This is a genomic window from Ruegeria sp. BB5 (genome assembly GCF_056539405.1).
The window spans coordinates 57,260-82,729 of sequence record NZ_JBQFUX010000004.1; the positions used below are offsets into that span (position 1 = coordinate 57,260).

The following is a 25,470-nucleotide window of genomic DNA, read 5'->3' on the forward strand; positions in this document are numbered from 1 at the left end:
TCTGATGGAACCCATTGATATTGGTCTGATCGTCTCGGGCGGTATGCTTGTTCTTGTGGTGCTGGGGATGCGCGTGGCCTTCGCCGCCGCGACAGCTGGCATGGTTGGTCTAATCTGGATCTTCTGGGCCAAGTTTGGTTATGACCCGGCGCGGTTCGGCAAGGCTGTGACTGTGGCCGTCAAAACAGCGGGGCAGGTGCCGCACTCCAAGATTTCAAGCCAAGCGTTGAGCCTTATCCCGACTTTCATCCTGATTGGTTACCTCGCCTATTACGCGGGCCTGACCAAAGCACTGTTCGAAGCCGCAAAGCGTTGGCTGGCTTGGGTCCCCGGTGGGCTGGCGGTTTCGACCGTTTTCGCAACCGCTGGGTTTGCTGCGGTATCCGGAGCCTCGGTCGCGACTTCCGCTGTGTTCGCCCGTATCGCCATCCCCGAGATGCTGAAGATCGGATACGACAAGCGTTTTGCTGCAGGTGTCGTCGCTGCAGGCGGTACACTCGCTTCGCTCATCCCGCCTTCGGCCATTCTGGTCATCTACGCGATTATTGTCGAGCAGGACGTGGGTAAACTGCTGTTGGCCGGGTTCATCCCGGGCATGTTCTCGGCGGTAATTTATGGCTTGCTGATCATTGGCATGGCCGTCGTTATCAAAGGATTTGGTCCCGCAGTCACCGGATTTACATGGAAAGAACGTTTCCTCTCGTTGCCGCCCGCATTGCCCATCGTGATTGTCGTCGTCACCATCATCTTCTTTGTCTACAACCCGTTCGGCGGCGATGCTTGGGGTACGCCAACCGAAGGCGGCGCAATTGGAGCATTTGTGGTGTTCCTGATGGCGCTGTATCAAGGCATGCGCTGGTCCGAGCTCAAAGACGCGCTTTTGGAAACTGCCAAGCTGAGCGTCATGATTTTCACGATCATCTGGGGCGTTTTGGTCTACGTTCGTTTTCTTGGGTTCGCCGAACTGCCAAGTGCGTTCTCCGACTGGATTACCTCGCTTGAGATGTCTCCGATGCTGATCCTGATCTGTATTCTTCTGGCTTACGCTGTACTGGGTATGTTCATGGACGCGATAGGTATGCTGCTGCTGACGTTGCCGGTAGTTTACCCCGCCGTCATGGCGTTGAACGGTGGCGAAACCGTAAGCGCAGTCGAAAGTACCTTCGGTATGTCTGGGCCTATGTGCGCCATCTGGTTTGGCATTCTGGTTGTCAAAATGGCTGAGTTTTGCCTGATCACCCCACCTATTGGGCTGAATTGCTTTGTCGTGGCCGGCGTTCGTGATGACCTAAGCGTTCAGGATGTTTTTAAAGGTGTAACGCCTTTCTTTCTGGCGGATGCTGCAACCATCGCGATGCTCGTTGCCTTCCCTGCTATCGTCCTATGGCTTCCTGGTCAGGTTTGAATGACATGGAATGATTTTGGAGTGCGGTATGCCGGTGCAGCTAAGGTCTGCATCGATCAGCTGCACTGCAGAATACATGAGACTTGTTCAATGGCCGGTTCGGGCCGTTCGGTACACGTGAGAGTTCGGGCGGAAAGCGGTCATTCGCTGCGAGCGCAAGACAATCAGCCATTAGGGAGAGTAGCAGACCTTGCCCACAGAGAGGAATCTGAAGACAGATCAGATTTACATGCGCGTACAAGTAGCTCTGTGAAGGTCTTAACCACCAGATTTGGTTCGTCACCACGTTTGCGGACGAGCGTGATATGCGACTTCTGATCGAACCGACCATTTCCGACTGAGCGCATTCGTCCCTGACGTACCCAGATATCAGCCAAGCCTTCGGGAAGATAGCCGATGAAACGACCAGTCAGCACCAACATGGCAACGCCTTCGATCTGATGCGCTTTGGCTGTAGAGCGTAAGCCGCGTGAAACCGGTGCAACTTTTTGTTCATTCAAATAGGCACGATTGCAAAAGTTTGCCTGAGAAAGAATTTCATCAACGGTGGCCTTCGTTTCGGCTTTGAACAATGGATGGGATTGTCCACAATACAGGCCAATCCGTTCCGTTTTCAGCGGCTCATATATCAACCCCGGTTTTTTATTATGGAACACTCCGATGCCTAAAGCGATATGTCCGTCCTGAACCCCTATCTCGATATCGCCAGGCGCAATTGAATGCAATTCGATGGCCACATCTGGCGCAATACGAGCAAACTCTGACAAAGCTGGTACGATAGGCGCGTTGTCATTGAAAACCCAATTGTCGATTGCTCCGATAGTCAACCGACCGACCAGTTTCCCGCGCGTCCCGTCTACGGTTTCACCAAACAGATCCAATGCTGCAAAGAGCTTGCGAGAGGCTGCATAAACGATTTCTCCTTTGTCGGTTAGGCGAAACCCCTTGCGTCCTCGCTGGCACAGTCTCAGACCCAAGCGCGTTTCGAGATCGGATATCTGGCGCGAAATCGTCGACGCGGACACGTTCAAAACAACTTGTGCTGCCGAGAAACTGCGTGCTTCAACGACGACAGAAAACACGTGCAGCAGATGAATGTCGGCTTTCGATAAGGAAGGAGGCAGCATACATGACCTTTACTTGTATATTTATGCAAATATTATCTCTTACTTTGTAATTTTATAATTGTAATTGCCGTGCCAAGCTTTGCAATACAAGGAATGAGACCAGAGGAATTGGCACCATGGCGTTGAACGCGGAAAATGCGCCCAAATGGGGAATCAACAATGACTACGCAAAACTTACGGATGTTCTGCTTGGTCGTCCTGAATACTTCAAATGGGTTAAAGCAGGCCCATTGATCGGTCGGACGTTGGCCAATGCGCACAAAACCGGCGCGACCTTTGATCTACAACAGGCGATGTCACAACATGCTGAAATGGTGTCGATTTACGAAGAAAACGGCGTGAACTGTCACTATCTGGACAGTGATCCGGTCCTTCACCGCAATTTCTTCGCCCGTGACAGCTCGGCGATGACCCCCTGGGGCGCTTTGATTTGCCATATGCAGTTGAAGTGTCGGCGTGCGGATTATGCCACCGCGATAAAATTTTATCAGGACAACAATATTCCGATTTGGAAATTTGCGACCGCAGGACACTTTGAAGGCGGTGATTTCAACATCATCGAACCTGGCCGTGTTCTAATTGGCTATTGTGGTGAGCGGTCTGAGCAAGAGGGATCGGAACAAGTAGCCGAATTTGTACGCGCCGAGGGTTGGGAGGCAGTCGTTGCCCCGATCAGTCGCGAGTTTGTCCACATGGACGGGTTAATCGTTCCGTTGGCCGAGAAACTTGCCGTGGCCTGCATTGACGCGATGGAGCCCTGGTTGGTGGATGTTATCAAAGGATGGGGCATTGAAATCGTTGATGTCGAGTTCCGCGAAGCCAAAAACCTCGGGGTTAATCTGGTGGCGCTAGGGGATAGCAAGGTACTGTCTATGGCTGGTGCTACCGACCTAAACGCAAAAATGCGGGCCCTTGGGTTCCAGGTCTATGATCCTGATATGTCGATGTTCACCTTGGGCGGCGGTGGCGTTCACTGCCTGTGTCAGGCCCTGCATCGCGAAGCCGCATGACCAATATCTGGGCATTAAAGTTGATCGTCCGCGGCAATGTCCGATGGGCATGACAAAAATCGGGGCACAGCCTGGTGGAGATTGCATACGTGTGGCCCAAACCGACGAACACCGACTGGCGCGCAAGACATTCCGTCATATGTGATGAGGGTGGGTGCTATGTCAGTATGACCGGTCAGCCAATATACTTGCCCGCGGGCTAGGCCTAAATCCAGATCTGCCGCCCATTGCCCTTGGCGGGCATCTAGACACGCAACAGCATGGAGGCATTCTAATGAGCAACTATGGTGTTTTTACAGGCTTGGAGATTGTGCACTTATTTAAGATCACCATACCTAAACGGACGCTCTGATAGATGTTGCCAACTGGGGTAAGGAAGATGGATCACTGTTTGCGCCTGCCATGCTTAGTTCAGGCGTTTGCGCAGCGAGCTTTGATCTGGAATTGGCGCTAAACCGTTCGGATGTGGATGGGCTTCGGGTTGCTAAAGAACTGGCCCCGTTCAGTTATTAGGTTGAAGTGACCTGTGGATCGCCCCAGATCGTTGGGTTTCTTGATGCGGTTTTGTTGCATCAACCTTCGGTACAACTGAGGCATCGCTGTCCCAAACGTGAAGATAACAATAACTCGGCGCAATCTTTCCATAGGGTGTCGATATCCGCGCGACATTATCTTGATCAAAATGCTCTGGTACTGTCGCTGTCCGCTGTCGTCCTAAGATTGCCGTGGGGCTTTGGGAAACAGGACTGCAGACGCACCATCTGCGCATGGCTCAGCCAGAGAAGATCAGAAAGGTCACCGCTCATTCTTCGAACGATGAATCACGTCGCAAAGCGGATATCAATGAGTCCCGAACCTAGTTTTCAAACGCCACATCAAAACCCCAGATTTGCTGCAGATAACTTAAAGTCGCCTCAGATGCCTTTTTGTTCAACGGCACACCATTGCGCACGGAGTGATTTAACCTGAGGTGACGATCGCCCATCAAGTCTACGTCAACGATCTGAATATCGGGATCGTGTTCCGAAACGTCGAAACCGCGCGCCAAGGTGTCGCGCACTTGGTGATAACCGCGTTCGTCATGAATTGCGTCGACTGTGTAGAAAGGTTTCCCCTCGTCATCGGTCAGTGAAAACATGCGGAATCGGCGCATGACATTGGGGCTGAGGAACTGTTGCACGAAGCTCTCGTCCCGATAGTTGGCCCAGGCATCCTTTAGTATATCGCGCCACGCGCCGCTTCCCGCTATGTCCGGAAACCATTCCCGGTCCTCCTCGGTCGGGTCGGTGCAGATGCGCTGGATATCCTGCATCATCGCGAAACCCAGCGCATAAGGGTTGATCCCCATCGCGTTCGGAGCGTCAAAGCCAGGCTGCGTCAGCACATTGGTATGACTGTGCAATATTTCCAGCATGGCGCCATCCGTCAGCAGACCGGCGCGGTGCAGCTCGTTGGTGATGTAATAGTGAACGAAGCAGGCGCACCCCTCATTCATCACTTTGGTTTGGCGTTGCGGATAGAAATACTGTGCTATGTTGCGAACGATACGCAAAACTTCACGTTGCCAAGACTCCAGAACCGGGCTGTGGCGTTCAACGAAATAAAGCAGGTTTTCTTCTGGCAACCCCATTTCACGCTTGCGTTTCCGCGCCTCTTCATCGGTTTTCGATGACTGTGTGGGATGATCGAAGGCGTCCCACAAATAGTGTACCGCCCGTTCCTCCTCGATACGCCGCTCACGCTGTCTGGTTCTCTCATCCGCGAGCGATGAGTGGGGCGGGCGCCTATGCCGGAAAACGCTGGACGGCATGAGCGCGTGGGCGGCGTCCAGCAATTGCTCAACCTCGCGTTCCCCGTGATGTTCTTCGCATTGGGCAATAAAGCCGCGCGCGTAGTCGAGGTAGTCGAGAATACCCTGTGCATCACTCCACTGACGAAACAGGTGATTGTTCTTGAAGAAATGATTGTGTCCAAAGGCCGCGTGGGCAATCACAAGGACCTGAAGCGCCATAGTGTTGTCTTCGAGGCAGTACGAAATACAGGGATCGGAATTTATGACGATCTCATAGGCAAGACCGTTTGCGCCCTTGCTGTAGGCTTTTTCTTCGTGAACGAAACGCTTCCCGAAGGACCAGTGCCGATACATGAGCGGCATCCCGGTCGACGAGTAGGCGTCCAGCATTTGCTGATACGAGATGATTTCTATCTGGTTGGGATAGACGTCAAGTTCGAGATCATCAATCGCCACAGATTCGATCGCGTCAAAGCTGCGCTGGATGGTCTCGAAATCCCATTCCGCTCCGTCAAACAGCGGCGCCTTAGCTTCGGCAGGATCAGCCATTGGAAACTCCGTTCGTCTTGCGTGCAAACAGCTCGTGCAGAACCGGGTAGATGTCACTGGCGCGCGCGATCCGTTTCATGGCGAAGTTTGGCCAAGCCTCTGCGACCTGTCGGTACGAGCGCCACAGCTCCATACCATTGTCTTCGCTGTTCATCAGATTGGCTTCGGTCTCGTCGACGATCTCCGTATAGGCGAAATATTGGCACCACTTCATCAGTTCACTGTTCAGCAGGTCGGCGCACAGTTGCGAATCTCCGCTGAAATTTTCACCATCCGATGCCTGCGCGGCATAGATATTCCACAGTGCGGACGGATAGCGGGCTTCGATAATCTTTTTCATCTCGTTAAGCGCGCTGCTCACGACCGTCCCACCGGTTTGGCGGGAGTGAAAGAAGGTATCTTCATCGACTTCCGCGGCAATCTGCGTGTGGCGGATAAATACTAGTTCGATCTTGTCGTAGCGTTGCTTGAGAAAAAGATGCAGGAGGACGAAGAACTGCTTAGCAAGGCTCTTCTCCCGCTCTCCCATCGAGGCCGAAACGTCCATCAGGCAGAACATCACCGCATTAGCTGCCGGTTCGGGGCGCATCTCGAAATACTTGTAACGTACGTCCAGCGGATCAATGTAGGGAATGATCTTGCGTCGCCGTAGCATCTTGTCGAGCTGCTCGCGCAACAACTGCCTTTCCGCCTTTCGTGCCGCATCTGGTTTTTCCAACGCCTCCAGTTCTTCAACCTGTTGCGTAAGAGCCTGTATCTCTGTGTTTGTCGGGCGCCGCATTGCGAGACGTCGCCCGAACGCATTGCGCATTGTTCGCGAAACACTGAGGTTGGCGGGCGTCCCAGCGGCAGTATATCCCATGCGGTGCGGTTTGGAGACGGCAACCTCTTTCAGACTGCGTTTTACCATGTCGGGCAGTTCGAGATCCTCAAAGAACATGGAAAGAAACTCGTCCCGCGACAGGACGAACATAAACTCGTCTTCGCCCTCTCCATCGGGTGCCCCCTCACGTCCACCTTGCCCATCCTGACCCGACGGGGGTTTCTTAAGCCGGTCACCTGCCTTGAACGTCTTGTTTCCGGTTAGAACCCGGTGTCTGGAACCACCTTTGCTGTCATGTTGAAAATGCGGCTCCCCGATCCCTTCTGACGATACCGAGATATTTTCCTGCTGGTCGACATCAGCGATTTTCCGACGCCGGACACTTTCGTCAACCGCCTCTTTGACGGCAGATCGAACCCGACGCAGAAACCGCCTGCGGTTCCCAAGGTTCTTATCCTTGGGGTTTAGCCTTCGATCGATGAAATGGGCCATTTGAGCATAGACTCCTCATCCTGCCTTGTTGACCCGCATGTACCATTCAACCAGGCGCCTGACCTGACGGCGCGTGTAGCCGCGGCCGATCATGCGATCAATAAACTCGTTATGCTTGGCTTCGGTTTCCTTGTCCCGCTTAGCGCCAAAGCTGATGACCGGTAACAGATCCTGAATTTGGCCGAACATGCGCTTTTCGATAACCCTTCTCAACTTTTCATATTTGCGCCAGTCAGGGTTACGACCGCGGTTGTTGGCCCGCGCGCGCAGCACGAATTTGACCACTTCGTTTCGGAAATCCTTGGGATTGGAAATTCCGGCCGGTTTTTCGATCTTTTCAAGCTCCTGTTCCAGAACGCCGCGATTGAGAATCTGGCCGGTATCCGGATCCTTGAAGTCCTGATCTTCGATCCATGCATCTGCAAAAGAGATGTATCTGTCAAAAAGGTTCTGACCAAAGTCAGAATAGGATTCCAGATAGGCTTTTTGGATCTCGTTGCCGATAAATTCCGCGTATCGCGGCGACAGATCGTCTTTCATGAAAGATAGATACCGGCTTTCAATCTCGTCGGGGAATTGCTCGCGTTTTACCGCCTGTTCAAGAACATAAAGCAGATGAACCGGGTCGGCGCCCACTTCCTCGGTGTCGTGATTGAAGGTCTCGGACAGCACTTTGAAGGCAAAGCGGGTCGATGTGCCCGTCATCCCCTCGTCCACCCCGGCCGCATCCCGATATTCCTGCACTGACCGCGCTTTGGGATCGGTATCCTTCAGTGTTTCACCATCATAGACGCGGAGCTTAGAAAATGTTGGCGAATTTTCATGCTCTTTTAGCCGAGTCAAAACACTGAACTGGCTCAGGATAGACAGCGTCTCGGGTGCGCAGGGAGATTCACCTAGGCTGCTTTCCTCAAGCAACTTCTCGTAAATCTGGGATTCATCCGAGGCACGTAGGCAATAGGGAACCTTGACCAAACTGATCCGATCCAGAAAGGCCTCGTTGTTCTTGTTGTTTTTGAACTGCTGCCATTCCGCTTCATTCGAATGCGCAACTATCACACCCTGGAAGGGGAAAGCACCGATATTCTCCGTACCAGCATATGACCCCTCTTGCGTGGCGGTCAGCAACGGATGCAAGACCTTGATCGGCGCCTTGAACATCTCAACGAATTCCATCAACCCCTGCGTGGTGCGGTTCAGAGCACCGGAATAGGAATATGCGTCTGGGTCGTTCTGGCTGAATTCCTCCAGCTTGCGAATATCGAGTTTTCCGACAAGCGAAGAGATGTCCTGGTTGTTTTCATCGCCCGGTTCAGTCTTCGCAACGCAAATCTGGCGCAGTTTCGACGGGTAGAGTTTGACAACCGAAAATCTGGAAATATCGCCGTCAAATTCCTGCAGGCGTTTGACAGCCCAGGGCGAAATCAATCCGTTCAACAACCGTTTAGGGATATTGTACTTGTTCTCCAGCATATCCCCCATCCGCGCACGGTCGAAAAGGCCAAGCGGCGACTCAAAGATTGGGCTGATCTGGTCATCCGCCTTCAGTACATAAATAGGCTGCCGCTCCATCAGGTTCTTAAGGATCTCGGCAAGCGTTGACTTGCCCCCACCGACTGGGCCCAACAGATAGAGGATTTGCTTGCGTTCCTCGAGACCCTGGCTGGCATGGCGGAAAAAGCCAACGATGCGCTCGATGGTTTCTTCGACGCCATATATGTCCAGGAAGGGCTTGTATCGCTTGATTGTTCGATTAAGAAATATGCGACTGAGCCGAGCATCCTGACTGGTATCAATAAGCTCGGGCTCGCCTATCGCGGCGATCATCCGCTCGGCTGCGGTAGCCCGCATAGTTGGGTCTTCACGACATTCCAGCAAATAGTCCTGCAATGTCATTTCGATGAGCTTTGTCCGCCCATACTCTTCTGCAAACTGCTCGAAAATCTCCATTTTAAAAGTTCCTCTAGGTTTCGTACTCCTTCGTCCCAGCGCGCTAAGTTCATCCTAGTCTACCACAAAACTGGTCCGTAATTATCTAATTTCTAATCACAATTTGTTTCCCGTTCGTTGCTCCGTTGAAATTAGTATTGTTTGACGCCTGCAATATCTGCCACTACGCGACCCTTTTTGCCGGCTTGGTCGCGCCGCCGTTAGTGCGAGTAGAAACCTCTCGTGATCGGGCTGCGGAACATTTGCGGCTTAGTTTCGAGCGAACTCAAGTTCGACCTCTCGCGGGACGTCCCTAACGGCGGTGCGCGCGAGGCGGCGTCCCATCTTCACCATCCGATTTCTCAGGTTATTCGATCCGACACTAGGTTCTGGTTTTTGACGTGCCTCTGTGCATCGGCCTCCAGCCCCATGCATCCGGTATACGGCCCACCCAGGGCGACGACATCGTTGACAGCGCTTGCCACTACGTTTGCTGGTGGCAGTGCATTGTAGGTGGGGATACTTCGAAGGGGAAAACCTAAACACGGTCAATTCGCGATCCAACGTGTTGTCTGCGCAAGAACACTACCATATCGCTGGGTGACCAATAAGTATGGTGTCAATAGAACTGACGCCGGTTGGAAAGTGAACAAGTTTAATGCGGAGTACTCACCGACCGAGGTAATTCGAGTGCCGATTGCGTTGGACAATCAATGGCAGCTTTGTTCGCAAAGTAGACATTCACGCAAGTTGCGGCAAACGACCGCTATGCGGACTTAGCCGTCATTAGTATCCTTCAACTATAGGGCCGCAGTCAGCCCAAACCGGACCTTCATTACGAGCTCTACATCCTCCGAGATGCGGAGCAAACCGCCGTTCGCTTTCATCAGCGCAATTCCTGCATCCGGTCAGCGGTATTCTCTCAGGAAAGGCTCAACTATTTGGGAAATAGCAAGGTAGCTACAAGTCTTACGCCCCAACCGTCAGGTCCACTATCTGGGCCGTCGGCCCAGTAGCGTACTCCCCCGCCTACGCTGATAAGTTGATCCCCGAGTTGGGTAACTTTGGTGACAACACCGTTGATTGGCACGGACCATTGATCGGTTTCCCAGCTGTAGGTGGACTCAGTGTTTAATGTGAACGTCCACGCGTTCGAATTTGTCTAGGAAATAAATGGCTGTAAGAACGTCTGGTTGATGTCGGTATCATCATCAATGTCCCAGATGTGATTTGTCAGGCCACCATATGTCCACTGACCCTGCTGTTTGAGTGCCACGCCGGTAACTCTAGCACCCCACTCTCCGAGACCTAAGCTGTTATCTGTCGACTTTGGCAGCAGAAAAACGGGGGCAGCCCCCCAGATCCAACCGCCCGCACTTGGTTTTTTGGGCGAAAGGAATAAGCTTTGAACAGTATCTCCTAGCCCAGTCTCGGATCCAGAATCCGGCAGGCCACCATCTATGGAGGCAATTGGAAGAATTGTTCGGGATATGAGGTTCCAATCATCCGTAAGATCAAAGGGAACAACCGGTTGTACGTTTAATATCCAATGCGAACCATTTCTGTCGGCACCCAAATTCTGATCATAGTTCAGCTGGAATGGTACACTAATGAGAGCGGCCACGGGGTTAGCAAGTTGCTTTGCTAGTTCTTCTTCCTGGGACTCTGCCCACGCAGTACCAGAAAGGGCACCAATCCCGGCAAGTATGGAGCAGCGTAGCAACCTAAGGTTCATAGGCGGTCTCCTCTTAGCTAGCCGTTTTCTCATGGGTGGCTTGCACTTGAGACCGCCAGGTTGGCAATGACGTCAATTGCCCACTCACAGTCCGCCGCCGCCGAACTGGATGAAATTATCCAGCACGGTTGACTTAAAGCCAAAATACTTGATCGAACATGGCTTTCAGGCTGTCTCCATAAGCGTATCCGAAAGCACATCCTCGGAGAGGGCCCCCGGTGCGCCTATTGCGACAAGCCTTGTTTCGGGTTTGCGGTCACCCCAAGCGCCATCACGTGCGATGTCCATACGTTTTCCAACGACCTGAACGAGAATGCGATGATCTGGATCCTCCTCACTGAAGACAAAACCCTTGAGACGATAGACATCACCGGGAAGCTTCCGAATAGCGCTGCGGAGAGAGGATAGGCTTATGGGGTGTTCAGCTTTCATCATAGTTGTTGAAAAGCTGTCTGAATGATCAGCGTGGCGGCAACCGCAGTCGGGGCCATGTTCATGATGATCGGGTATTTCTGTTTCGAGTTGTTCTGCGGCAAAGCGACCGACAGAAAGAAGTATGTCCAGTGGGACGTTCGCGTTGACGGCTTCGACCAGACGATACCGACGGAAGCGAGACCCCAGCCAATCGTGTATTTTCTGAACTGTGCCCCTGTCGACAAGATCAACCTTGTTCAGAATTACCATGTCCGAAAATGCAATTTGTCGGAGCTTCAACTCCATTTGTTCCGGTGCGGCAAATAACTGTTCCGCATCGACAAGACACATGAGACTATCTAAGCGGATCATGTCCCGGAACCGCTGATCCGTAAACGTCATCGCTATTGACGATGGGTCCGACACGCCGCTTGCTTCAAGGACGATGTATTCTGGTTTCTCAGGCCGGGCGAGAACGACCTCTACCGTTTCGATCAGATCATCACGGATCGAGCAGCAAACGCAGCCGTTTGCCAGACTCATTACGTCATCTTCGAGGCCGACCACCAAGTCTGCATCGACGTTTATGGATCCAAAGTCATTTACAAGAACCGCAACCCGCAACCCGTGATTGCCTGTTAGGATCCGGTTCAAAAGTGTAGTCTTACCGGCTCCTAGAAAGCCGGTAAGGATCGTCACAGGGATCGCAGAAGTCGAACCAAATTCAATCATTGTTCGATCTCCTCTCAGTCTTCATCACGCGAGCCGATTACATCCGAAACTTTGATGGTAAAGTCCTGCGGCCAGTCCCCGCCGGGTGCTCGGAAAACGTCAGTTGGGTAGTATTCGCGTGGATCGATCTCCATATCACGGTACTTCTGGTCTTGCTGATCTGCTCGGGTGAGCCTCGGATTCGGTAATGTGATTTCATCCGGAAGCTCAATACGCCCGGCCTCGGCTGCCGCAGCCAGTTCACGAAATGGTGGCACAGTACCGGATTTTCCGGGCAGTGCAGCTTTCCTGTACCAGATTGCATCCTTGGTCACGTTCACAACGGCTACATCGAGACCCCATTGGAACAGACCGTCGTAGTGGGCGCGAATACCAGCCAGCATTTCAGCGTCGATGTCTTCGTCCTGGGTATAGTGTGTCACCATTCCCAAACGCGGCCTTGTGTCCGCAAAGAGCTTACCCACGGCATAGTGGGAGGTGTGATGCGTATCGATAGTGTAATTGAAGAGATCCTGTGGGATACCGTATTTGTAGGTCATCAACTGACCAATATCCTGTCCTGACATTTCGGTTACAAAGACATCAACACCTTCGCCGTATTTCCGTGAAAGCTCATCCGGGCGTCCATCGCCGGTCCATACAAAGCTCAGACCGTTCCAATCGAGCCGATAACCAACTGCGCCGTCCTTGGCATGACTGCGCGGCCAGGACCGAACAGTCACACCGTCTTGGTCATAAACGATGCCACCTTCTTGGCGGAAATCGAACTCGTTGACCTCGATCTCATAGCCGTCACCAATTGGGAACACGTCGAAAGCTTCAAGATGCCATTTGAGCATCTGTTGCATACCTTTAACCATTCCGGCTGTGCCAAGTTCGGGCGTCCGACCAGAAGGACCATGGATGCGCAATGGTGTATACCCTCCAGACCAGGCCCGGAACGGATAGATATAAGGAATGTCGGCGTAGTGGTCGACATGCAAATGAGAGATGAAGATATCGTTGATCAGTTGCCCCGGCACTTGCATGGCAATTATGTTGCGGACACAACCGGATCCAAAGTCAAAGAAGAACCGTTTTCCATTCCCCAACTCCACCATGATGCAAGTCCCCGCCTGATCTTCACGCGGCGGATATGGTGTTGAGCCACAGAATGAGATGCGCATCTCATCTGGCCCCAACTCCTCACTAAGTGGAAAATAGTTCGCATTTGAACCAGTCATGTACTTCGTCGGACGGAAGTACTCCGGCAACGAGATGCCGCCTGCGGGCCGACCACCGTATGGGTTCTTGAGTGTTTCTCCCAAGGGGCCGTCTCCTTGGTGAGCCTCAGCACTCCCTGCCGCTAACCCAGCCGCCCCTGTCGCAGCCGCTCCTGTGGCCAAGCCCTTAAGAACACTCCGTCGCGACGGGTCTTCAATTTGATCTGACGCCTGAACCTGTTTGTCGTTTTGGTCTTTTCTATTGTCTTCCTTGGTCATGGATTGGTCCTCAGTTAGAAGTGTCTCACATATTGCGCTTCAACATGCGGCGAAGCTCATTGATGAGTTCAGATTTGATGTGGGCCCATTCGGCGCGTTCTGAGGCCGTGATCGATGCGTCTTTCGAAAACGCAGATGCTTTCTTCAGGTCTTCGATGACCTCGCCGAGTAGCGCATCCGTTTCCATGCGCCTCGACAGCACATCGGAAAGTTCTGGAATTTCTTCAATCAGGTCCACCGTCACTGGAAAAATCCCTACGCCCACTATCCATTCTCAAATCAAGATGAGTGCGGTTGACCGCAAAGGCCAAGTGAGTCACCGTGAGCTGGGGGTAAGTTGACATTGAACAAATCCAACGATTTGCTAGTAAATCAACATGTTGAACAGCCTTCTCCGGAACTCATCCGGGAAGCTCTGAGTCGAATCGTATCAAGCGACGGGTTTCAAGCTTCACCCCGACTCACGCAATTTCTCACCTATATAGTCGAGGAATCTCTATCCGGTCGAAGCACTCAGATTAGAGGCAAAGCTATCGCTGTTGAGGTCTATGGGCGGCGCATAGATGGTACTGGTGGTCAAAACCTGGTTCGCGTTGAGGCAAGGCGGCTGCGTCGTCTTTTGCATCAGTTCTACGAAGATCACTGGGACGGCAATGGAGTTCGCATTTTTGTTGACCCCGGCGGATACAAGCCGCGGTTTTCATTCGAACCTACAATCGAAGACCGCACATCAAGTGAACTGAAGAGCGACAATCCAGTTGGCCGTTGGCGTTCGCGGCAACTGCTGCATGCTGGACTGGGTGTTCTTGCATTGGTCGCTGTGCTTGGCATCTGGATGAGCCAGGATAACAGGGAGGTTGTGCCAACAACTCGATCCATCGAGCAAGCAGAACGTGTGGCGCTTGGTGAACAATCATTGACACGACTCCAGGCGGTCAACCTTGCGGATCAAGCCCGCGGCATGTTTTTCCCCGTTTTTGATATCAAGCGTCAGCAAATAGCGCTGGGAATGTTCCAGCACGCTAGGGAACTCGACCCGGCTCTGTCCGACGGCTATGCCGGATCAGCGCAGGTCTTGGCGATCCTGGCAGTGTTGTCGCCGGATGAAGCACAAAGGGATGATCTCTTCAATCAAGCCTCAGAAATGTCTGGAAAAGCGCTTGAATTATCCCCCTCTGATGCGTGGGCAAACGGCGCAAATGGTTGGGTGCTGGCTGTCAAAAACCAGCCAAACGAGGCATTGAAATACGCTAGAATGTCCGTCGAACTGGCGCCGAAGGATGGCCATATTCTCGACGTTGCAGGTATGACCGCCATCTTGGCTAACGCCCCGGAACTTGCTGCCGAGGTTAGCAACCCGGAGAGACCCAAATCAGGATCTGGTAGGTTTGGTGCGAGAAATATCTGGGGCGTTTCACAACTTATGCTCGGGAACTACGAAAGTGTTGTTGAAGCCTTTCAGGGAGCGCCAGCTGCCGGAGCGCCAGTCAGTGCGCCTTCGCTCTTATTCCAAGCCGTAGCGTATGATCAGTTGGGAAATTCAGAAGAAGCACGACGGCTCGTCGCTGAAATGCACAGGACATGGCCTGAGTTTCCGTCCGAGTTTCTCGCCGGCAGGATTTTCCACAACGACGTCAATACGCGGAATATAATACTGGAGACGCTGAGCAGATACTGACGAAGCGTATCGCGCCTATTGCCTGGAAACGAGCGTCAAAATCTATTCAAATAATTCCGCTTTGAAAGCACACGGCGTTGATAAAATCGGCGATAGAGCCGGACCACGCCGTCTGTGGATTGAGGGTGGGCTTTGCAGATTTGCAAAGTCCGCTTTCTGCGCATCGCTGTAATAGGGGCATCGCGCAGCATCCGATAACTTTGGGCTCGAAACGGCCTTGCGGCATTGCGGCGGCATCGAAAGTGACGGTGTTCCGAAACCTGCCATTCGACTTATTGCGTAGAATCAGCCGGTCAACACGGTGTCGACGCATGGAGCGGGAGGGACGGATTGAGGAAAGCTCATGCCCAAATTCCAACTCCCCGCCGTCAAACCGAAGCGTACTCCCTGGAACAAGGGACGGCTGGTCGGCCAGAAACTACCCTTGCTTCCAAAACAGGTCTGGGCCATCCGTGCCCGCCTCGAACTCGCAGGCAATCTCCGGGATCTGGCGATGTTCAATCTGGCGATCGACAGCAAGCTACGGGGTTGCGACCTCGTCCGACTGAAGGTCGTCGATCTTGTAAGCGGAGATCGGGTGCGCGACCGGGTGACGACTATACAAAGCAAGACAAACCGGCCAGTACAGTTCGAGGTGTCTGAAAACACACGCGACTCCATCTGGACCTGGGTACGTAGCTCCGAGATGCGCGGGTGTGCCTGTCTCTTTCCAAGCCGGCTCCACAACAGGCCGCATGTATCAACACGGCAATATGCACGTCTGGTGCGTGGATGAGTTTCCGCCATAGGTCTCGAACCGAGCGGTTATGGCACGCATTCGCTGAGACGCACAAAAGCAGCGCAGATCTATCGCAAGACTGGAAATCTGCGCGCGGTGCAGCTTTTGCTTGGGCATATCAAGGTTGACAGCACGGTGCGATACCTAGGTGTTGAACTCGAAGATGCGCTGAGCATCGCTGAGAAGATCGACATCTGAATAATGGACGAACGGTCTTTGCTGCCGTTCGTCTATTCGGACCGGTCTTACGGTAAATACTTTCCGACTGACGCCTTCGAGCCCAGTACTACCACCTTAAGGACTAAGAGGGCTAATTTCCATTAACGGTTCACCAGCAGCGCTGCTAGGTTGGCTGATACCCAAAAAATTGCTCAGTGTAACAGCGACATCCACTGTTGAAACTGGACGACTTACTCTAGCCGGTTTGATGTCGGGCCCAGAGAAGATGATAGGAACGTGAGTGTCATAGCGCCAAGGTGATCCGTGCATTACGGCAATCGGACCATCCTCAAACAAAAATGAATACGGCGTCTGCACAACGTAAATGTCTCCAGAGCGTGTTGGGTGGTAATTGCGCCGGATCTGGTTCTGCAGCGTGTGACCCTGTTGTTCAGCGAGCGGTACAGTCGGCATGGCAAGCTCAATACCCGGTTCAGCCATTAACCTTTCGGCGACGCGCCGTTCGATCAACCGGAGGTCGGCGCCTGCCGACGATATAACGTTGTGGTCGAGATAAACATATGGACGAAAAAAGAACTGAATCGCGCCCGCAACGCCGAATTCATCAGCAATAGTGTTATTTACCTCCGCCATCAGTACGTCGGTGGAGTTTCGGAAAGTAGTGAGTCCGGCTTGAGCCATCTCTTCCGGGGCTTCGGGCATACCATGATCTGCGGAAAGGACGTAAAGTACATTCTCGGGTCCGACTTCTCGATCCAGGAAGGCGAAAAAATCTGCCAGCGTCTCGTCCAAGCAGCGCACCATTTCTTCATTTTCCAGGCTGGTTGGTCCAAAGAAATGGTTGGTTGCGTCCACGCCCGAGAAACTGATGGAGAGGTAGTCGGGCCACTCGTCATGGCCTAGTTCTTCTTCTTTGATAACAGTTTTTGCAAAATCCGCCGTGATCCGATCTCCATGCGGTGAAACCAGGACCTGTGTGAAATAGAGCCCATCTTCCGGCGTCCCATAGAAATGTGGGAAAGTACGACCGAACGTACCAAGATTTGTCACGAATGGACGTTCCTCTTTGTCCATCAGGTAGGGTGCATCCGAACACTCCGGCCACCATTCACTCTCGATTTTCGTATCTGCCGGGCGCTTTGAATTCCAATCGTTTGCCCAGTCAGGATATGCGTCATAGTAGTACCTGCTTGTTTCAAACGCGCCAGTAGCCGTCGACATCCAAAAGGCCTTGCCGACATGTCCTGCCATTGCAACCGCCGAACGGTCTTTGCCAGACACAGAAAACACTTTGGATCGGCCAGCATTGGACTTCGACAATTCATCTCCGAAGGTTGTGGCCAGCAGGTTGACAGGCGAACGGCCTGAGGTCGTAGCGGCAGCCTGTGTTGGGTCAACTTGATCAACCTCACCCCCAAAGCCGGAAACAGCTAGCATTGGATAGTCCGAGTCCTCAATATTGTATCCCAAACGCTCTTCAGCCCTGTTAAACCAGGCATTGCCAATCATTCCATGTTCAGAGGGGTATGCCCCAGTCGCAAGAGTCGCGTGGCCGACAATAGTTTCGGTGTTGGCGTGTCTATGGTGAGCGTCGGTGTACCAGACACCGTTTTTCAGAAGCCTGTTAAACCCTCCATCGCCAAAAGAGGCGTTGTACCGGGAAATCAAATCTCCACGCAGGCCATCCACTGTTATCTGCACGACAAGTCGAATGTCTTCCGTGGCACTTACTGCCGTTGCGGAAACAGATAGAAGCATGGTTGCGGCAAATGACCAGTATCCTTTCATTTTTTACCTCGCAGGGTGACCTCAGCGCCGAAAGTATCAGTGCCTATGCATTTCGGCTACTGTCAGTACGATCCCGCCATTGAGGTGCCCGTGCCGTTAAGGCCAAAGCCAGCTTACGATATTGATCGCTCGTCTGCTTAGTCCGCATGTGAGACAAAGAACAGAAGCGCAGCGAACGGCCGGATTGGGTTTTGGCCATTTTCACGATTTGAATGTCCGGTTTCGGGAATTCGTGCTGCACCGCCGCGAGAATTGCCGTGGCACGGTCGACCAATCAAGGTGATTTTCTCTGCGCCAACTTAGTCCCGCAACTCGGACCTAGCTCGCATTAGGATTAAGGTCCGGTTACATCGGATAAGCCGACGTTCACGGACTTAACCGCAGATCATCGACCATTAACGGCCGCTTTCGTCAGCAGCGGACGTTCGTCAAAATTCGGCGGAGGTCCGCAACGCGGACAAAGTAGCCGTATGGTTTCAACACCCAGTGGCTACCTTTTGATGAAATTAGTCTAAGACCATTGGTGCCTTTCAGTTCTCGGGCGTATACCAAATTGGCGAAGTGTACGCGCGTTCCTGCGTTGACGTCGGAACCTCCGCGGGTAGTTCGTCTCCGAACCGAACGGAGTCGTAAATTGTCCACCTCGGTGTGGGAATTTCCAAGACACGGGCATAGTAGAAAGCCCTAACTGAAGGATCGAAATTAGGATCCTTCCAAACAGTGATCAGCTCTGGAGACCCTATAGAATTGGTAAACGTGCCCGTTGCAACATCCACGGTGTTCCCCACCGCTGGCAGGTTGCCGTCCGCATCAGGTTCTCGGTCTCCCGACCAAGCCACGTCATAAACCCGCTCTTCAGTATCGCCGTTGGCATTTAACCAACCCTTCACAATCTGAATACGGTCGAGATTGCCGGAAAATGGGTCTTTTAGGGCAGCGATGAGGAAAGTTGGGGCGTCTGCGCTCTCAGGGGTTTGTGAGAGGTCTCCACCCATCGGAACGCCTTTTTCGTATCCTATTTCGGCGGGCAAACGGGATCTTGCATTTTCTTCCGTAAAGTCCCAGGCACCAAAGAAACGGACCGCAATGCGACTACCGGTTGTCCCGTAAACCTCTTTCCGTTCCATGGCGTCGAATATGGCTTCGCGTGTATTGTCTTCAGCCCAAACTGCTGCGTAGCCAGAGGCCGCCATTTCCCACCCGAGAATCCTCAAGGCATCAAACTCACCAACGACATGCTGCCAACGGCCAGGTTCCGGTTCGACACCGGAGTGTTTGCCAAAGAAATTGTCTTCTTCCGCCGTTGCCAAAGCCGTATGGCTGTCAGTCGAACCCACTACTCCGAACTTGTATGGATTGGTGCCGAGCTGAGCCTCTAGTTTGAGACCATTCTTCAAAGCCTCGCGCGCGTATTCGTACTGAAGCATCCAGTCTTCTTTGGGCGTCGGACCCAGATTGGATTTATCCCAGGTTTCATAGTCGGCAAACTCATCGTTCGGGCTGAGAAAAGGGTGAGTTTCTCCGTCACCCTTGATCTGGGTGATCTCATACATCGGCTCCCACTTAGCACGCCGCTCTGCGTAGCCTTCGGTCAAAGGCTCGCCCGTTTCCGGGTTGGTTTCCACCGGAAACATCAGGCCGTTTGAGACGTTGCCGTTGTGGGCAAGGGCAAGTACACGGCCGCCGGTCTCTAGTTCATAAGTTTCCATCCAGTCCCACAAACGTTCGGGATTAAAAGTTTCTGCGGTTGTGAATGGCAGCATCTGCCGTGCGCGAATGGCATCATCTCGGTAGATCACGTTGCGGTGGAGGTTGTTGCCTCCTTCTGTGGACGTCCATTCGTACCCGATGAACGCAGTGAATGCGCCGGGGTCGTTGTGATGATCCGCAGTTTGCGTGAATTCGTCCCAAACGGATTGTACGAACCTGCGATCTGAAACAGCCTCGGGAAGAGCATCACCGGTTATACCCGCAAAGGTTTCTATGACTTCCATTGTTGCGCCGAGAGCAACATCTCCACCGGCGTTTAGACGTTCGTTCCAGTCTCGAAGTGTTGGATCACGCATCAGGGTAGAATTCCCTGCGACGATCTCATTCATGGCGCCCATGGCGTCCGAGTGATCGGATACGACAAGCCAGTCGAGGGGGCGCGATAACTGCACCCGAAGGCCGTGCGACGTAGTGACTTCCTCACCGCGTGCAAATCTATAAGCATCGTCTGGGCTCAGGATGACGCCAAACCCTCGCGCGTCGAGCGAATTTGACGTGTGCAAGTGAGTGTCACCCCACAGAGGTCGTGTAGGAAAGTCTCGACCTGCATAAGGTGAGAAATCAGCGGGCGCGGGTTCGCGCATATCATCAACCGATATGGTCATCTCTCCGACTTGCCCGCCTTGTGCGGCCTCTTGAGCATTTGAAGAACTTGATAGGAATGCTGCGGAAACTATTGCTGTCGATGTCGTCAGAAAAAACTTCATTTGAACCTCCCAGACGCGCTTAATGCCAGCCTATGGCAACATCTGAGCCGACTGTTCGTCAAGGAAAACAACGGTTTTTCTTAGATGAGCTCAAAAGATCTCAGGAGAGGTTCGACTAGTCCGGGGCCGCAGCTTCGCCCTTACCTCTGGTGCTCAGCCGCGGTGAAAAAGTACCGCAATGATACGACGTTATTGACGACTGGTGACTTGGTTCGTCAGTCTTGAGTCCGTGATCTTGATTGGAGACGTTGTTATGAAGTGGTTATCGCGAACATTCCTGCTGTCCTTGTCTCTTCTATTTGCCACGGGCGCTTCAGCTCAAGATAAACCCAACATCGTATTCATATTTTTAGATAATTTTGGTTGGGGCGAACCTGGGTTCAATGGAGGCGGCATAATCCGAGGTACAGCGACCCCCGAGATGGACGCCCTCGCTGCAGAGGGGCTACGACTCACAAACTTCAACGTGGAAAGCCAGTGCACGCCGTCCCGTGCAGCGACCATGACAGGACGATACGGTATCCGAAGCGGCAACCACACGGTCCCACTGGGCGGCGGCGTCTACGGCCTAACTCAGTGGGAAATCACGATGGCGGAGATGCTAAAGGATGTGGGATACAACACGGCCATGTACGGCAAGTGGCACCTTGGCTGGACCGAAGGACGCTATCCAACGAATCAAGGATTCGACGAATTTTACGGAGTTGAGACCACTGACGTTACAGTCTGGCGCACCCTTCCGGGATTTGCTGAAGCCAACTTGGAAGAGCCTGTTGTGATGCAGGGTGTTGCAGGCAAGCCAGCAACCATCGCGCGGGACTACGATCTCGACTATCGCGGCGAGATAGACGGCGAACTGACGAAAAAGGCTATCGACTTTATCGAAGCGAAGAGTTCCGAAGACGCGCCGTTTTTCATCTATCTTGCATATACGCAGTCCCACTATCCAAATATCGCGTCCGAGGAGTTTGATGGCGCCACTGGAAACGGCGTCTGGGCAGACATTCTGCTTCAAACAGATAGCTATATCGGACGCATCGTTGATGCGATTGAAGCGGAAGGCGTTTCCGACGACACCGTGGTGATATTCACCGCTGACAACGGCCCCGAAGCTCTTCCAGTTGGAAATGCCAACGTCTCGCCGGTTCCTGCTGTACATGGTACAGCCGGGCCTTGGCGCGGCACTCTGTTCACCAGCCTCGAAGGAAGCATGCGTGTACCCTTTGCAATCAAGTGGCCGGGAAAGATCCCTGCCGGTTCAGAAAGCAACGATGTTGTCCACTCAATGGATCTCTATCCGACACTTGCAGCTTTTGCAGGGGGCAAGGTGCCTGATGACAGGGCCTTTGATGGTGTCGACCAGTCAAAGTTCTTTCTTGGTGCCCAACCAAACTCAAACCGAGAAGGCGTGATCGTCTACATGGGTGAGCAGGTATTCGGAGTAAAGTGGAAGGATTGGAAAGTTCTTTTCAAAGAGAATACGACTGCTTTTGGTGCAACGGAGTCTTTCGACACACCAAGGGTCTACAACCTTTTGAATGATCCACACGAGCGTGAAAGCGTACTCTTCCCGCACACATGGGCAGTCGAAAAGGCGCTGCCGCAGTTGCAGGAGCACATTGCAACCTTCGAGGAACACCCTCCAATCCCACCGGGAACGCCTGATCCGTACGAACCACCCAAAAACTGAACGGCGGCTTTGTCCGCAAAGCCGTCATCCGACATTTTTTGTCAGATGACCGCGTTGAGCCCAAAACGAAAGTTCACTCGCCTAAGGCGAAGCGAGTGGTTTTGGACGATTTTGCATTAGCCTGATCCCAAGTAGCAGAGACAAACATCCAAACGCCAATCCCATAGCGAGGGCATTGGCAACGAAGATACCGCCAAACAGGGATATCGCTGTTCTTCCCGCCTGCTCGATAGACGTGTCTACTACGATTGATACCCAGTCTTTCAGGTATAATGCGAACAGGATCGAAAGCCCTACGGGCGAAATGATAAGCGCTGCACCGAGAGAGGCCAATCCTCGCCCAAGGACGGCTCGCAGTGTTGATCCTTTCAGTACTATTGCGGTTGTGAAAGCAAAAACGACAAGCGCAGAGAGCAGGACGAGCAACATGTCCACAATTGCGAAGAGGTCTTTCGTAACAGTTCCTGTAAGGGCCGAAGTGAATGGCAATAGAACGAAGGTCGCAAACCCTGCTGCAAGGAGCCCTGTGAATAGCTTTGGCAACATGCCAGACGAGCGGCTATGGCCCAGCTTTTGTTGCTTAGGTAGAGTGGGCAGAGCCGGGTCAATCTGATCCCACTGCACAGAAATTTGTTTTTGACGAGAAAGCATTACAGCCCCCTTGCATTGTTAGGTTTGAGACGACCCAGCCAGCCGCGTGTTATTGAAAATCTGGTGAGCTGGAACGGGGTTTCTTTCGGCGCTTGGACTAATGTTTGCGCGAGCTGGACATGCCGACGCGCGAGCATTGGTATCTTTGCAATTTCAGGTGATGAACAACCTGATTACGTAAGCGACATTGGCTAGGCACAAGACGCTGCCGAACCATATCGCGCCGAACCAGAAAACTTGCTTTATCAGTTTCAATGGAAGCTCTCCTCTGGATCGATCTTTCCGCGGAATACCCAGTACGTGTAGGCGGTGTAAGCAAGGATCACAGGCAGCAGAATGACGGCTCCGACCAGAGCGAAAGCCAAACTGCTGTCAGGTGCTGCGGCTTCGGCAATCGTGAGGCTTGGGGGTAGCATATAGGGATAGAAACTGATCCCAATGCCAATGAAGCACACGACGAACAAGGCAATGGCGCAGAAGAAGGGCTGATAGTCGCGCTGTGTCTTCAGGCCGCGATGAAGCATCCAAGCAATGAGAGCAACAACAGCCGGCACACACACAGAGAAAACTACACCGGGCCACGAAAACCATCTGATCAGATAGATCGGATCTTGGAACGGGGTCAAAAGACTGACGAGGCCAATCAACCCGAGCGTCATGAGCATCAGTGGACGTGCATAGGAACGCATCTGGTGCTGTATTCCGCCCGTTGTTTTCATATTGAGCCAGGTCGCGCCCAGCAAGGCATACCCGATCACCAAGGCCACACCCGATAGGACAGAGAACGGCGTCAGCCAATCCCACTGTGCGCCTGCGTACAGCCGATCTTCGACCGGGATGCCCTGGACCAGCGCGCCAAGCGTGATGCCTTGGCAGAAGGCAGCCACGGTTGAACCGCCGTGAAACGCGACATCCCACAGCCAGCGCCCACGCACCGTTCGCCACCGGTATTCGAAGGCGACACCGCGGAAAACAAGCGCAAGAAGCATGATGATAACGGGCAAATAGATCGCGGGCATCACCACGGAATAAGCCAGCGGGAAAACAGCGAACAAACCTCCGCCGCCCATGACCAGCCAGGTTTCGTTCCCGTCCCATACCGGAGTGACTGAGTTCATCATAACATCCCGATCTTTGTCGGTTTTCGCGAATGGAAAGAGGATTCCAATTCCAAGATCGAAACCGTCCAGGATCACGTAGGTTAAAACGGCAAACGCTATTATGCCTGCCCAGATTGTCGAGAGTTCAAGCATTACGCCGCCTCCGCCATAGTCGGGATTTCAATAGTTCTGTAGTTTTCCCGAGGACCTTCGGCGGGTGCTTTGCCCATGAGGCGCAGCATGTAGAACGTGCCTGCTCCGAACACCGCGAAATACACAACGATGAACGCTATCAAAGACGCGGCAACAGAAGGTGCATCCACTTGTGAGAGTGAGTCCGATGTCCGCATCAGCCCGTAAATTGTGTACGGCTGGCGCCCCACTTCGGTGGTGATCCAACCGGCCAGTACCGCTACAAACCCGCTGGGTGCCAACAGAACGGATGTCCTCTGCAACCAGCGATCTTCGTTGAGGCGGCCCCGAACCCGCTGAACAAGCGACCACAAGCCGATGCCCAGCATGGCAAAGCCGATAGCGAGCATAATGCGGAAGCTGTAGAACACGATCGCGACCGGTGGTTCCTCCTCGTCGGGGATAGTGTCCAGACCGTCAAGCGGCGCGTTTAGGTCATGTTTCAGGATCAGCGATGATAGTTTCGGGATTTCGATGGCATAGTCCACGCGCTTTTCTACTTCGTTCGGAATGCCGAACAGGATAAGCGGTGCACCTTCGGGATGGCTGTCGAAGTGACCTTCCATCGCCATCACTTTCTGCGGCTGATGCTCCAGCGTGTTCAAACCATGAAGGTCGCCGGCAACGATCTGCAGAGGGGTGACCAGAACGGCCATCCACATTGCCATCGAGAACATTCGAGTGACCTCAGCCGTGCGATTGCGGCTTAACAAGTGCCAGGCCGCAACCCCGGCCACCACGAAAGCAGTGGTGAGGTAAGCGGCAAGAACCATGTGTGTCAGGCGGTAGGGGAAGGACGGATTGAAGACAATCGACCACCAGTCGACGGGAACGAACTGCCCCAGTTCGTTGATGTCGAACCCAGCCGGGGTTTGCATCCAGGAATTGACCGACAAGATCCACGTAGCCGAAATCAGCGTGCCAACGGCGACCATCGCCGTGGCCATCATGTGCAAACCGGGACCGACGCGTTCGCGACCGAAAAGCATTATGCCAAGGAAGCCTGCCTCAAGGAAAAAGGCTGTCATGACTTCGTAAGCCATCAGGGGCCCGATTACAGGGCCTGCGGTATCCGAGAATGTGCTCCAGTTCGTACCGAATTGGTACGACATCACGATGCCGGACACGACGCCCATCGCGAAGGCAACGGCGAAGATCTTTTTCCAGTAGTTGAAGAGGTTCAGGTAGACCTTGTCTTTTCGCCATAGCCAGAGGCCATTGAGGACGGCCAAGAAGCTCGCCAAGCCGATGGAAAAGGCCGGGAAGATGATGTGAAACGACACAGTAAAGGCAAACTGGATGCGTGCCAGGGTCTCTGCGTCAAAGTTTGCGAATAAGTTCATTGCCGTTTCCTTTGGCATTGGGTTGCAAAGTGCGGCAGTGAACAGAAGTACCTCGGCTGCCAGCTCATCGATGTCATTCAGATGAGCCGGATTTGGGTTGTTGC

Annotated in this window: 18 protein-coding genes and 1 pseudogene; 5 read left to right on the forward strand and 14 right to left on the reverse strand. The window is 53.1% G+C overall.

The annotated features are described in order from the left end of the window. Window positions 1-4 precede the first annotated feature (4 nt). Entirely contained in the window at window positions 5-1,405 is a 1,401-nt protein-coding gene (locus tag ACR0DL_RS11555; protein ID WP_170350193.1) for a TRAP transporter large permease, read from the forward strand. Between the two features lie 164 nt (window positions 1,406-1,569). On the opposite strand, the gene ACR0DL_RS11560 is transcribed toward ACR0DL_RS11555, so the two are convergent. Next, window positions 1,570-2,532: a LysR family transcriptional regulator gene (locus tag ACR0DL_RS11560; protein ID WP_480689275.1), complete on the reverse strand. Its 963-nt coding sequence runs from the start codon at window positions 2,530-2,532 to the stop codon at window positions 1,570-1,572. A gap of 116 nt (window positions 2,533-2,648) precedes the next feature. Here ACR0DL_RS11560 and ACR0DL_RS11565 point away from each other — a divergent pair, with 116 nt between their 5' ends. After that, window positions 2,649-3,542, forward strand: a complete 894-nt coding sequence (locus ACR0DL_RS11565; protein WP_480689277.1) for a dimethylarginine dimethylaminohydrolase family protein — start codon at window positions 2,649-2,651, stop codon at window positions 3,540-3,542. Between the two features lie 856 nt (window positions 3,543-4,398). On the opposite strand, the gene ACR0DL_RS11570 is transcribed toward ACR0DL_RS11565, so the two are convergent. The 7 genes from ACR0DL_RS11570 to ACR0DL_RS11600 form a co-directional block, all read right to left on the reverse strand. Next, window positions 4,399-5,883: a SpoVR family protein gene (locus ACR0DL_RS11570; RefSeq protein WP_480689279.1), complete on the reverse strand. Its 1,485-nt coding sequence runs from the start codon at window positions 5,881-5,883 to the stop codon at window positions 4,399-4,401. Then, window positions 5,876-7,198, reverse strand: coding sequence for a YeaH/YhbH family protein (locus ACR0DL_RS11575; RefSeq protein WP_170350197.1), 1,323 nt, complete (start codon window positions 7,196-7,198; stop codon window positions 5,876-5,878). The genes ACR0DL_RS11570 and ACR0DL_RS11575 overlap by 8 nt, the downstream gene beginning before the upstream one ends. Before the next feature lie 15 nt (window positions 7,199-7,213). Then, window positions 7,214-9,148, reverse strand: coding sequence for a PrkA family serine protein kinase (locus ACR0DL_RS11580; RefSeq protein WP_480689281.1), 1,935 nt, complete (start codon window positions 9,146-9,148; stop codon window positions 7,214-7,216). 1,141 nt (window positions 9,149-10,289) lie between these two features. Beyond that, on the reverse strand, window positions 10,290-10,862 hold the full coding sequence (locus ACR0DL_RS11585) for a hypothetical protein (protein ID WP_480689283.1): 573 nt from the start codon (window positions 10,860-10,862) through the stop codon (window positions 10,290-10,292). A 165-nt stretch (window positions 10,863-11,027) separates the two neighbouring features. Continuing rightward, window positions 11,028-12,008 carry a CobW family GTP-binding protein gene (locus ACR0DL_RS11590; RefSeq protein WP_425082621.1) on the reverse strand — a complete coding sequence of 327 codons (981 nt, stop codon included), beginning with the start codon at window positions 12,006-12,008 and terminating at the stop codon, window positions 11,028-11,030. Between the two features lie 14 nt (window positions 12,009-12,022). Further along, the gene (gntH, locus tag ACR0DL_RS11595) at window positions 12,023-13,489 is read right to left on the reverse strand and encodes a guanitoxin biosynthesis MBL fold metallo-hydrolase GntH (RefSeq protein ID WP_425082620.1); all 1,467 of its coding nucleotides are present in this window, start codon (window positions 13,487-13,489) and stop codon (window positions 12,023-12,025) included. 25 nt (window positions 13,490-13,514) lie between these two features. Further along, on the reverse strand, window positions 13,515-13,733 hold the full coding sequence (locus tag ACR0DL_RS11600) for a hypothetical protein (protein WP_170350274.1): 219 nt from the start codon (window positions 13,731-13,733) through the stop codon (window positions 13,515-13,517). Window positions 13,734-13,832: 99 nt separating this feature from the next. Between ACR0DL_RS11600 and ACR0DL_RS11605 the strand changes: the two genes are divergently transcribed. Then, complete coding sequence (locus tag ACR0DL_RS11605; RefSeq protein ID WP_480689285.1) at window positions 13,833-15,167, forward strand: tetratricopeptide repeat protein; 1,335 nt, start codon at window positions 13,833-13,835, stop codon at window positions 15,165-15,167. A gap of 343 nt (window positions 15,168-15,510) precedes the next feature. Beyond that, window positions 15,511-16,143 (forward strand): annotated as a pseudogene (locus tag ACR0DL_RS11610) (tyrosine-type recombinase/integrase). A gap of 96 nt (window positions 16,144-16,239) precedes the next feature. On the opposite strand, the gene ACR0DL_RS11615 reads toward ACR0DL_RS11610, so the two are convergent. Together ACR0DL_RS11615 and ACR0DL_RS11620 are read right to left on the reverse strand one after the other, a co-directional pair. Beyond that, window positions 16,240-17,913: an alkaline phosphatase family protein gene (locus tag ACR0DL_RS11615; RefSeq protein WP_480689287.1), complete on the reverse strand. Its 1,674-nt coding sequence runs from the start codon at window positions 17,911-17,913 to the stop codon at window positions 16,240-16,242. Between the two features lie 530 nt (window positions 17,914-18,443). Continuing rightward, window positions 18,444-20,390, reverse strand: coding sequence for a DUF3604 domain-containing protein (locus ACR0DL_RS11620; RefSeq protein WP_480689289.1), 1,947 nt, complete (start codon window positions 20,388-20,390; stop codon window positions 18,444-18,446). A 253-nt stretch (window positions 20,391-20,643) separates the two neighbouring features. On the opposite strand from ACR0DL_RS11620, the gene ACR0DL_RS11625 reads away from it, so the two are divergent. Further along, window positions 20,644-22,080 (forward strand): arylsulfatase, encoded by a 1,437-nt coding sequence (locus tag ACR0DL_RS11625; protein WP_480689291.1) that lies wholly within the window; start codon window positions 20,644-20,646, stop codon window positions 22,078-22,080. Window positions 22,081-22,161: 81 nt separating this feature from the next. Here ACR0DL_RS11625 and ACR0DL_RS11630 read toward each other — a convergent pair whose 3' ends face one another. The 4 genes from ACR0DL_RS11630 to ACR0DL_RS11645 all read right to left on the reverse strand — a co-directional run bounded on the left by ACR0DL_RS11630 (window position 22,162) and on the right by ACR0DL_RS11645 (window position 25,366). Further along, a complete protein-coding gene (locus ACR0DL_RS11630; protein WP_480689293.1) occupies window positions 22,162-22,731 on the reverse strand; it encodes a hypothetical protein in 570 nt (189 codons plus the stop codon). A gap of 153 nt (window positions 22,732-22,884) precedes the next feature. Then, window positions 22,885-22,986 carry a DUF2474 family protein gene (locus tag ACR0DL_RS11635; RefSeq protein ID WP_170348197.1) on the reverse strand — a complete coding sequence of 34 codons (102 nt, stop codon included), beginning with the start codon at window positions 22,984-22,986 and terminating at the stop codon, window positions 22,885-22,887. Beyond that, complete coding sequence (gene cydB, locus ACR0DL_RS11640) at window positions 22,983-23,984, reverse strand: cytochrome d ubiquinol oxidase subunit II (RefSeq protein ID WP_170374659.1); 1,002 nt, start codon at window positions 23,982-23,984, stop codon at window positions 22,983-22,985. Before cydB ends, ACR0DL_RS11635 begins: the two co-directional genes overlap by 4 nt. Beyond that, a complete protein-coding gene (locus tag ACR0DL_RS11645) occupies window positions 23,984-25,366 on the reverse strand; it encodes a cytochrome ubiquinol oxidase subunit I (RefSeq protein WP_480689295.1) in 1,383 nt (460 codons plus the stop codon). Before ACR0DL_RS11645 ends, cydB begins: the two co-directional genes overlap by 1 nt. Between the last annotated feature and the right edge of the window lie 104 nt (window positions 25,367-25,470).

Coding starts and splice junctions, on each gene's coding strand:
- ACR0DL_RS11555 (WP_170350193.1), top strand. CDS start 5: ATGGAACCCATTGATATTGGTCTGATCGTCTCGGGCGGTATGCTTGTT.
- ACR0DL_RS11560 (WP_480689275.1), bottom strand. CDS start 2,532: ATGCTGCCTCCTTCCTTATCGAAAGCCGACATTCATCTGCTGCACGTG.
- ACR0DL_RS11565 (WP_480689277.1), top strand. CDS start 2,649: ATGGCGTTGAACGCGGAAAATGCGCCCAAATGGGGAATCAACAATGAC.
- ACR0DL_RS11570 (WP_480689279.1), bottom strand. CDS start 5,883: ATGGCTGATCCTGCCGAAGCTAAGGCGCCGCTGTTTGACGGAGCGGAA.
- ACR0DL_RS11575 (WP_170350197.1), bottom strand. CDS start 7,198: ATGGCCCATTTCATCGATCGAAGGCTAAACCCCAAGGATAAGAACCTT.
- ACR0DL_RS11580 (WP_480689281.1), bottom strand. CDS start 9,148: ATGGAGATTTTCGAGCAGTTTGCAGAAGAGTATGGGCGGACAAAGCTC.
- ACR0DL_RS11585 (WP_480689283.1), bottom strand. CDS start 10,862: ATGAACCTTAGGTTGCTACGCTGCTCCATACTTGCCGGGATTGGTGCC.
- ACR0DL_RS11590 (WP_425082621.1), bottom strand. CDS start 12,008: ATGATTGAATTTGGTTCGACTTCTGCGATCCCTGTGACGATCCTTACC.
- gntH (WP_425082620.1), bottom strand. CDS start 13,489: ATGACCAAGGAAGACAATAGAAAAGACCAAAACGACAAACAGGTTCAG.
- ACR0DL_RS11615 (WP_480689287.1), bottom strand. CDS start 17,913: ATGAAAGGATACTGGTCATTTGCCGCAACCATGCTTCTATCTGTTTCC.
- ACR0DL_RS11620 (WP_480689289.1), bottom strand. CDS start 20,390: ATGAAGTTTTTTCTGACGACATCGACAGCAATAGTTTCCGCAGCATTC.
- ACR0DL_RS11625 (WP_480689291.1), top strand. CDS start 20,644: ATGAAGTGGTTATCGCGAACATTCCTGCTGTCCTTGTCTCTTCTATTT.
- ACR0DL_RS11630 (WP_480689293.1), bottom strand. CDS start 22,731: ATGCTTTCTCGTCAAAAACAAATTTCTGTGCAGTGGGATCAGATTGAC.
- cydB (WP_170374659.1), bottom strand. CDS start 23,984: ATGCTTGAACTCTCGACAATCTGGGCAGGCATAATAGCGTTTGCCGTT.
- ACR0DL_RS11645 (WP_480689295.1), bottom strand. CDS start 25,366: ATGAACTTATTCGCAAACTTTGACGCAGAGACCCTGGCACGCATCCAG.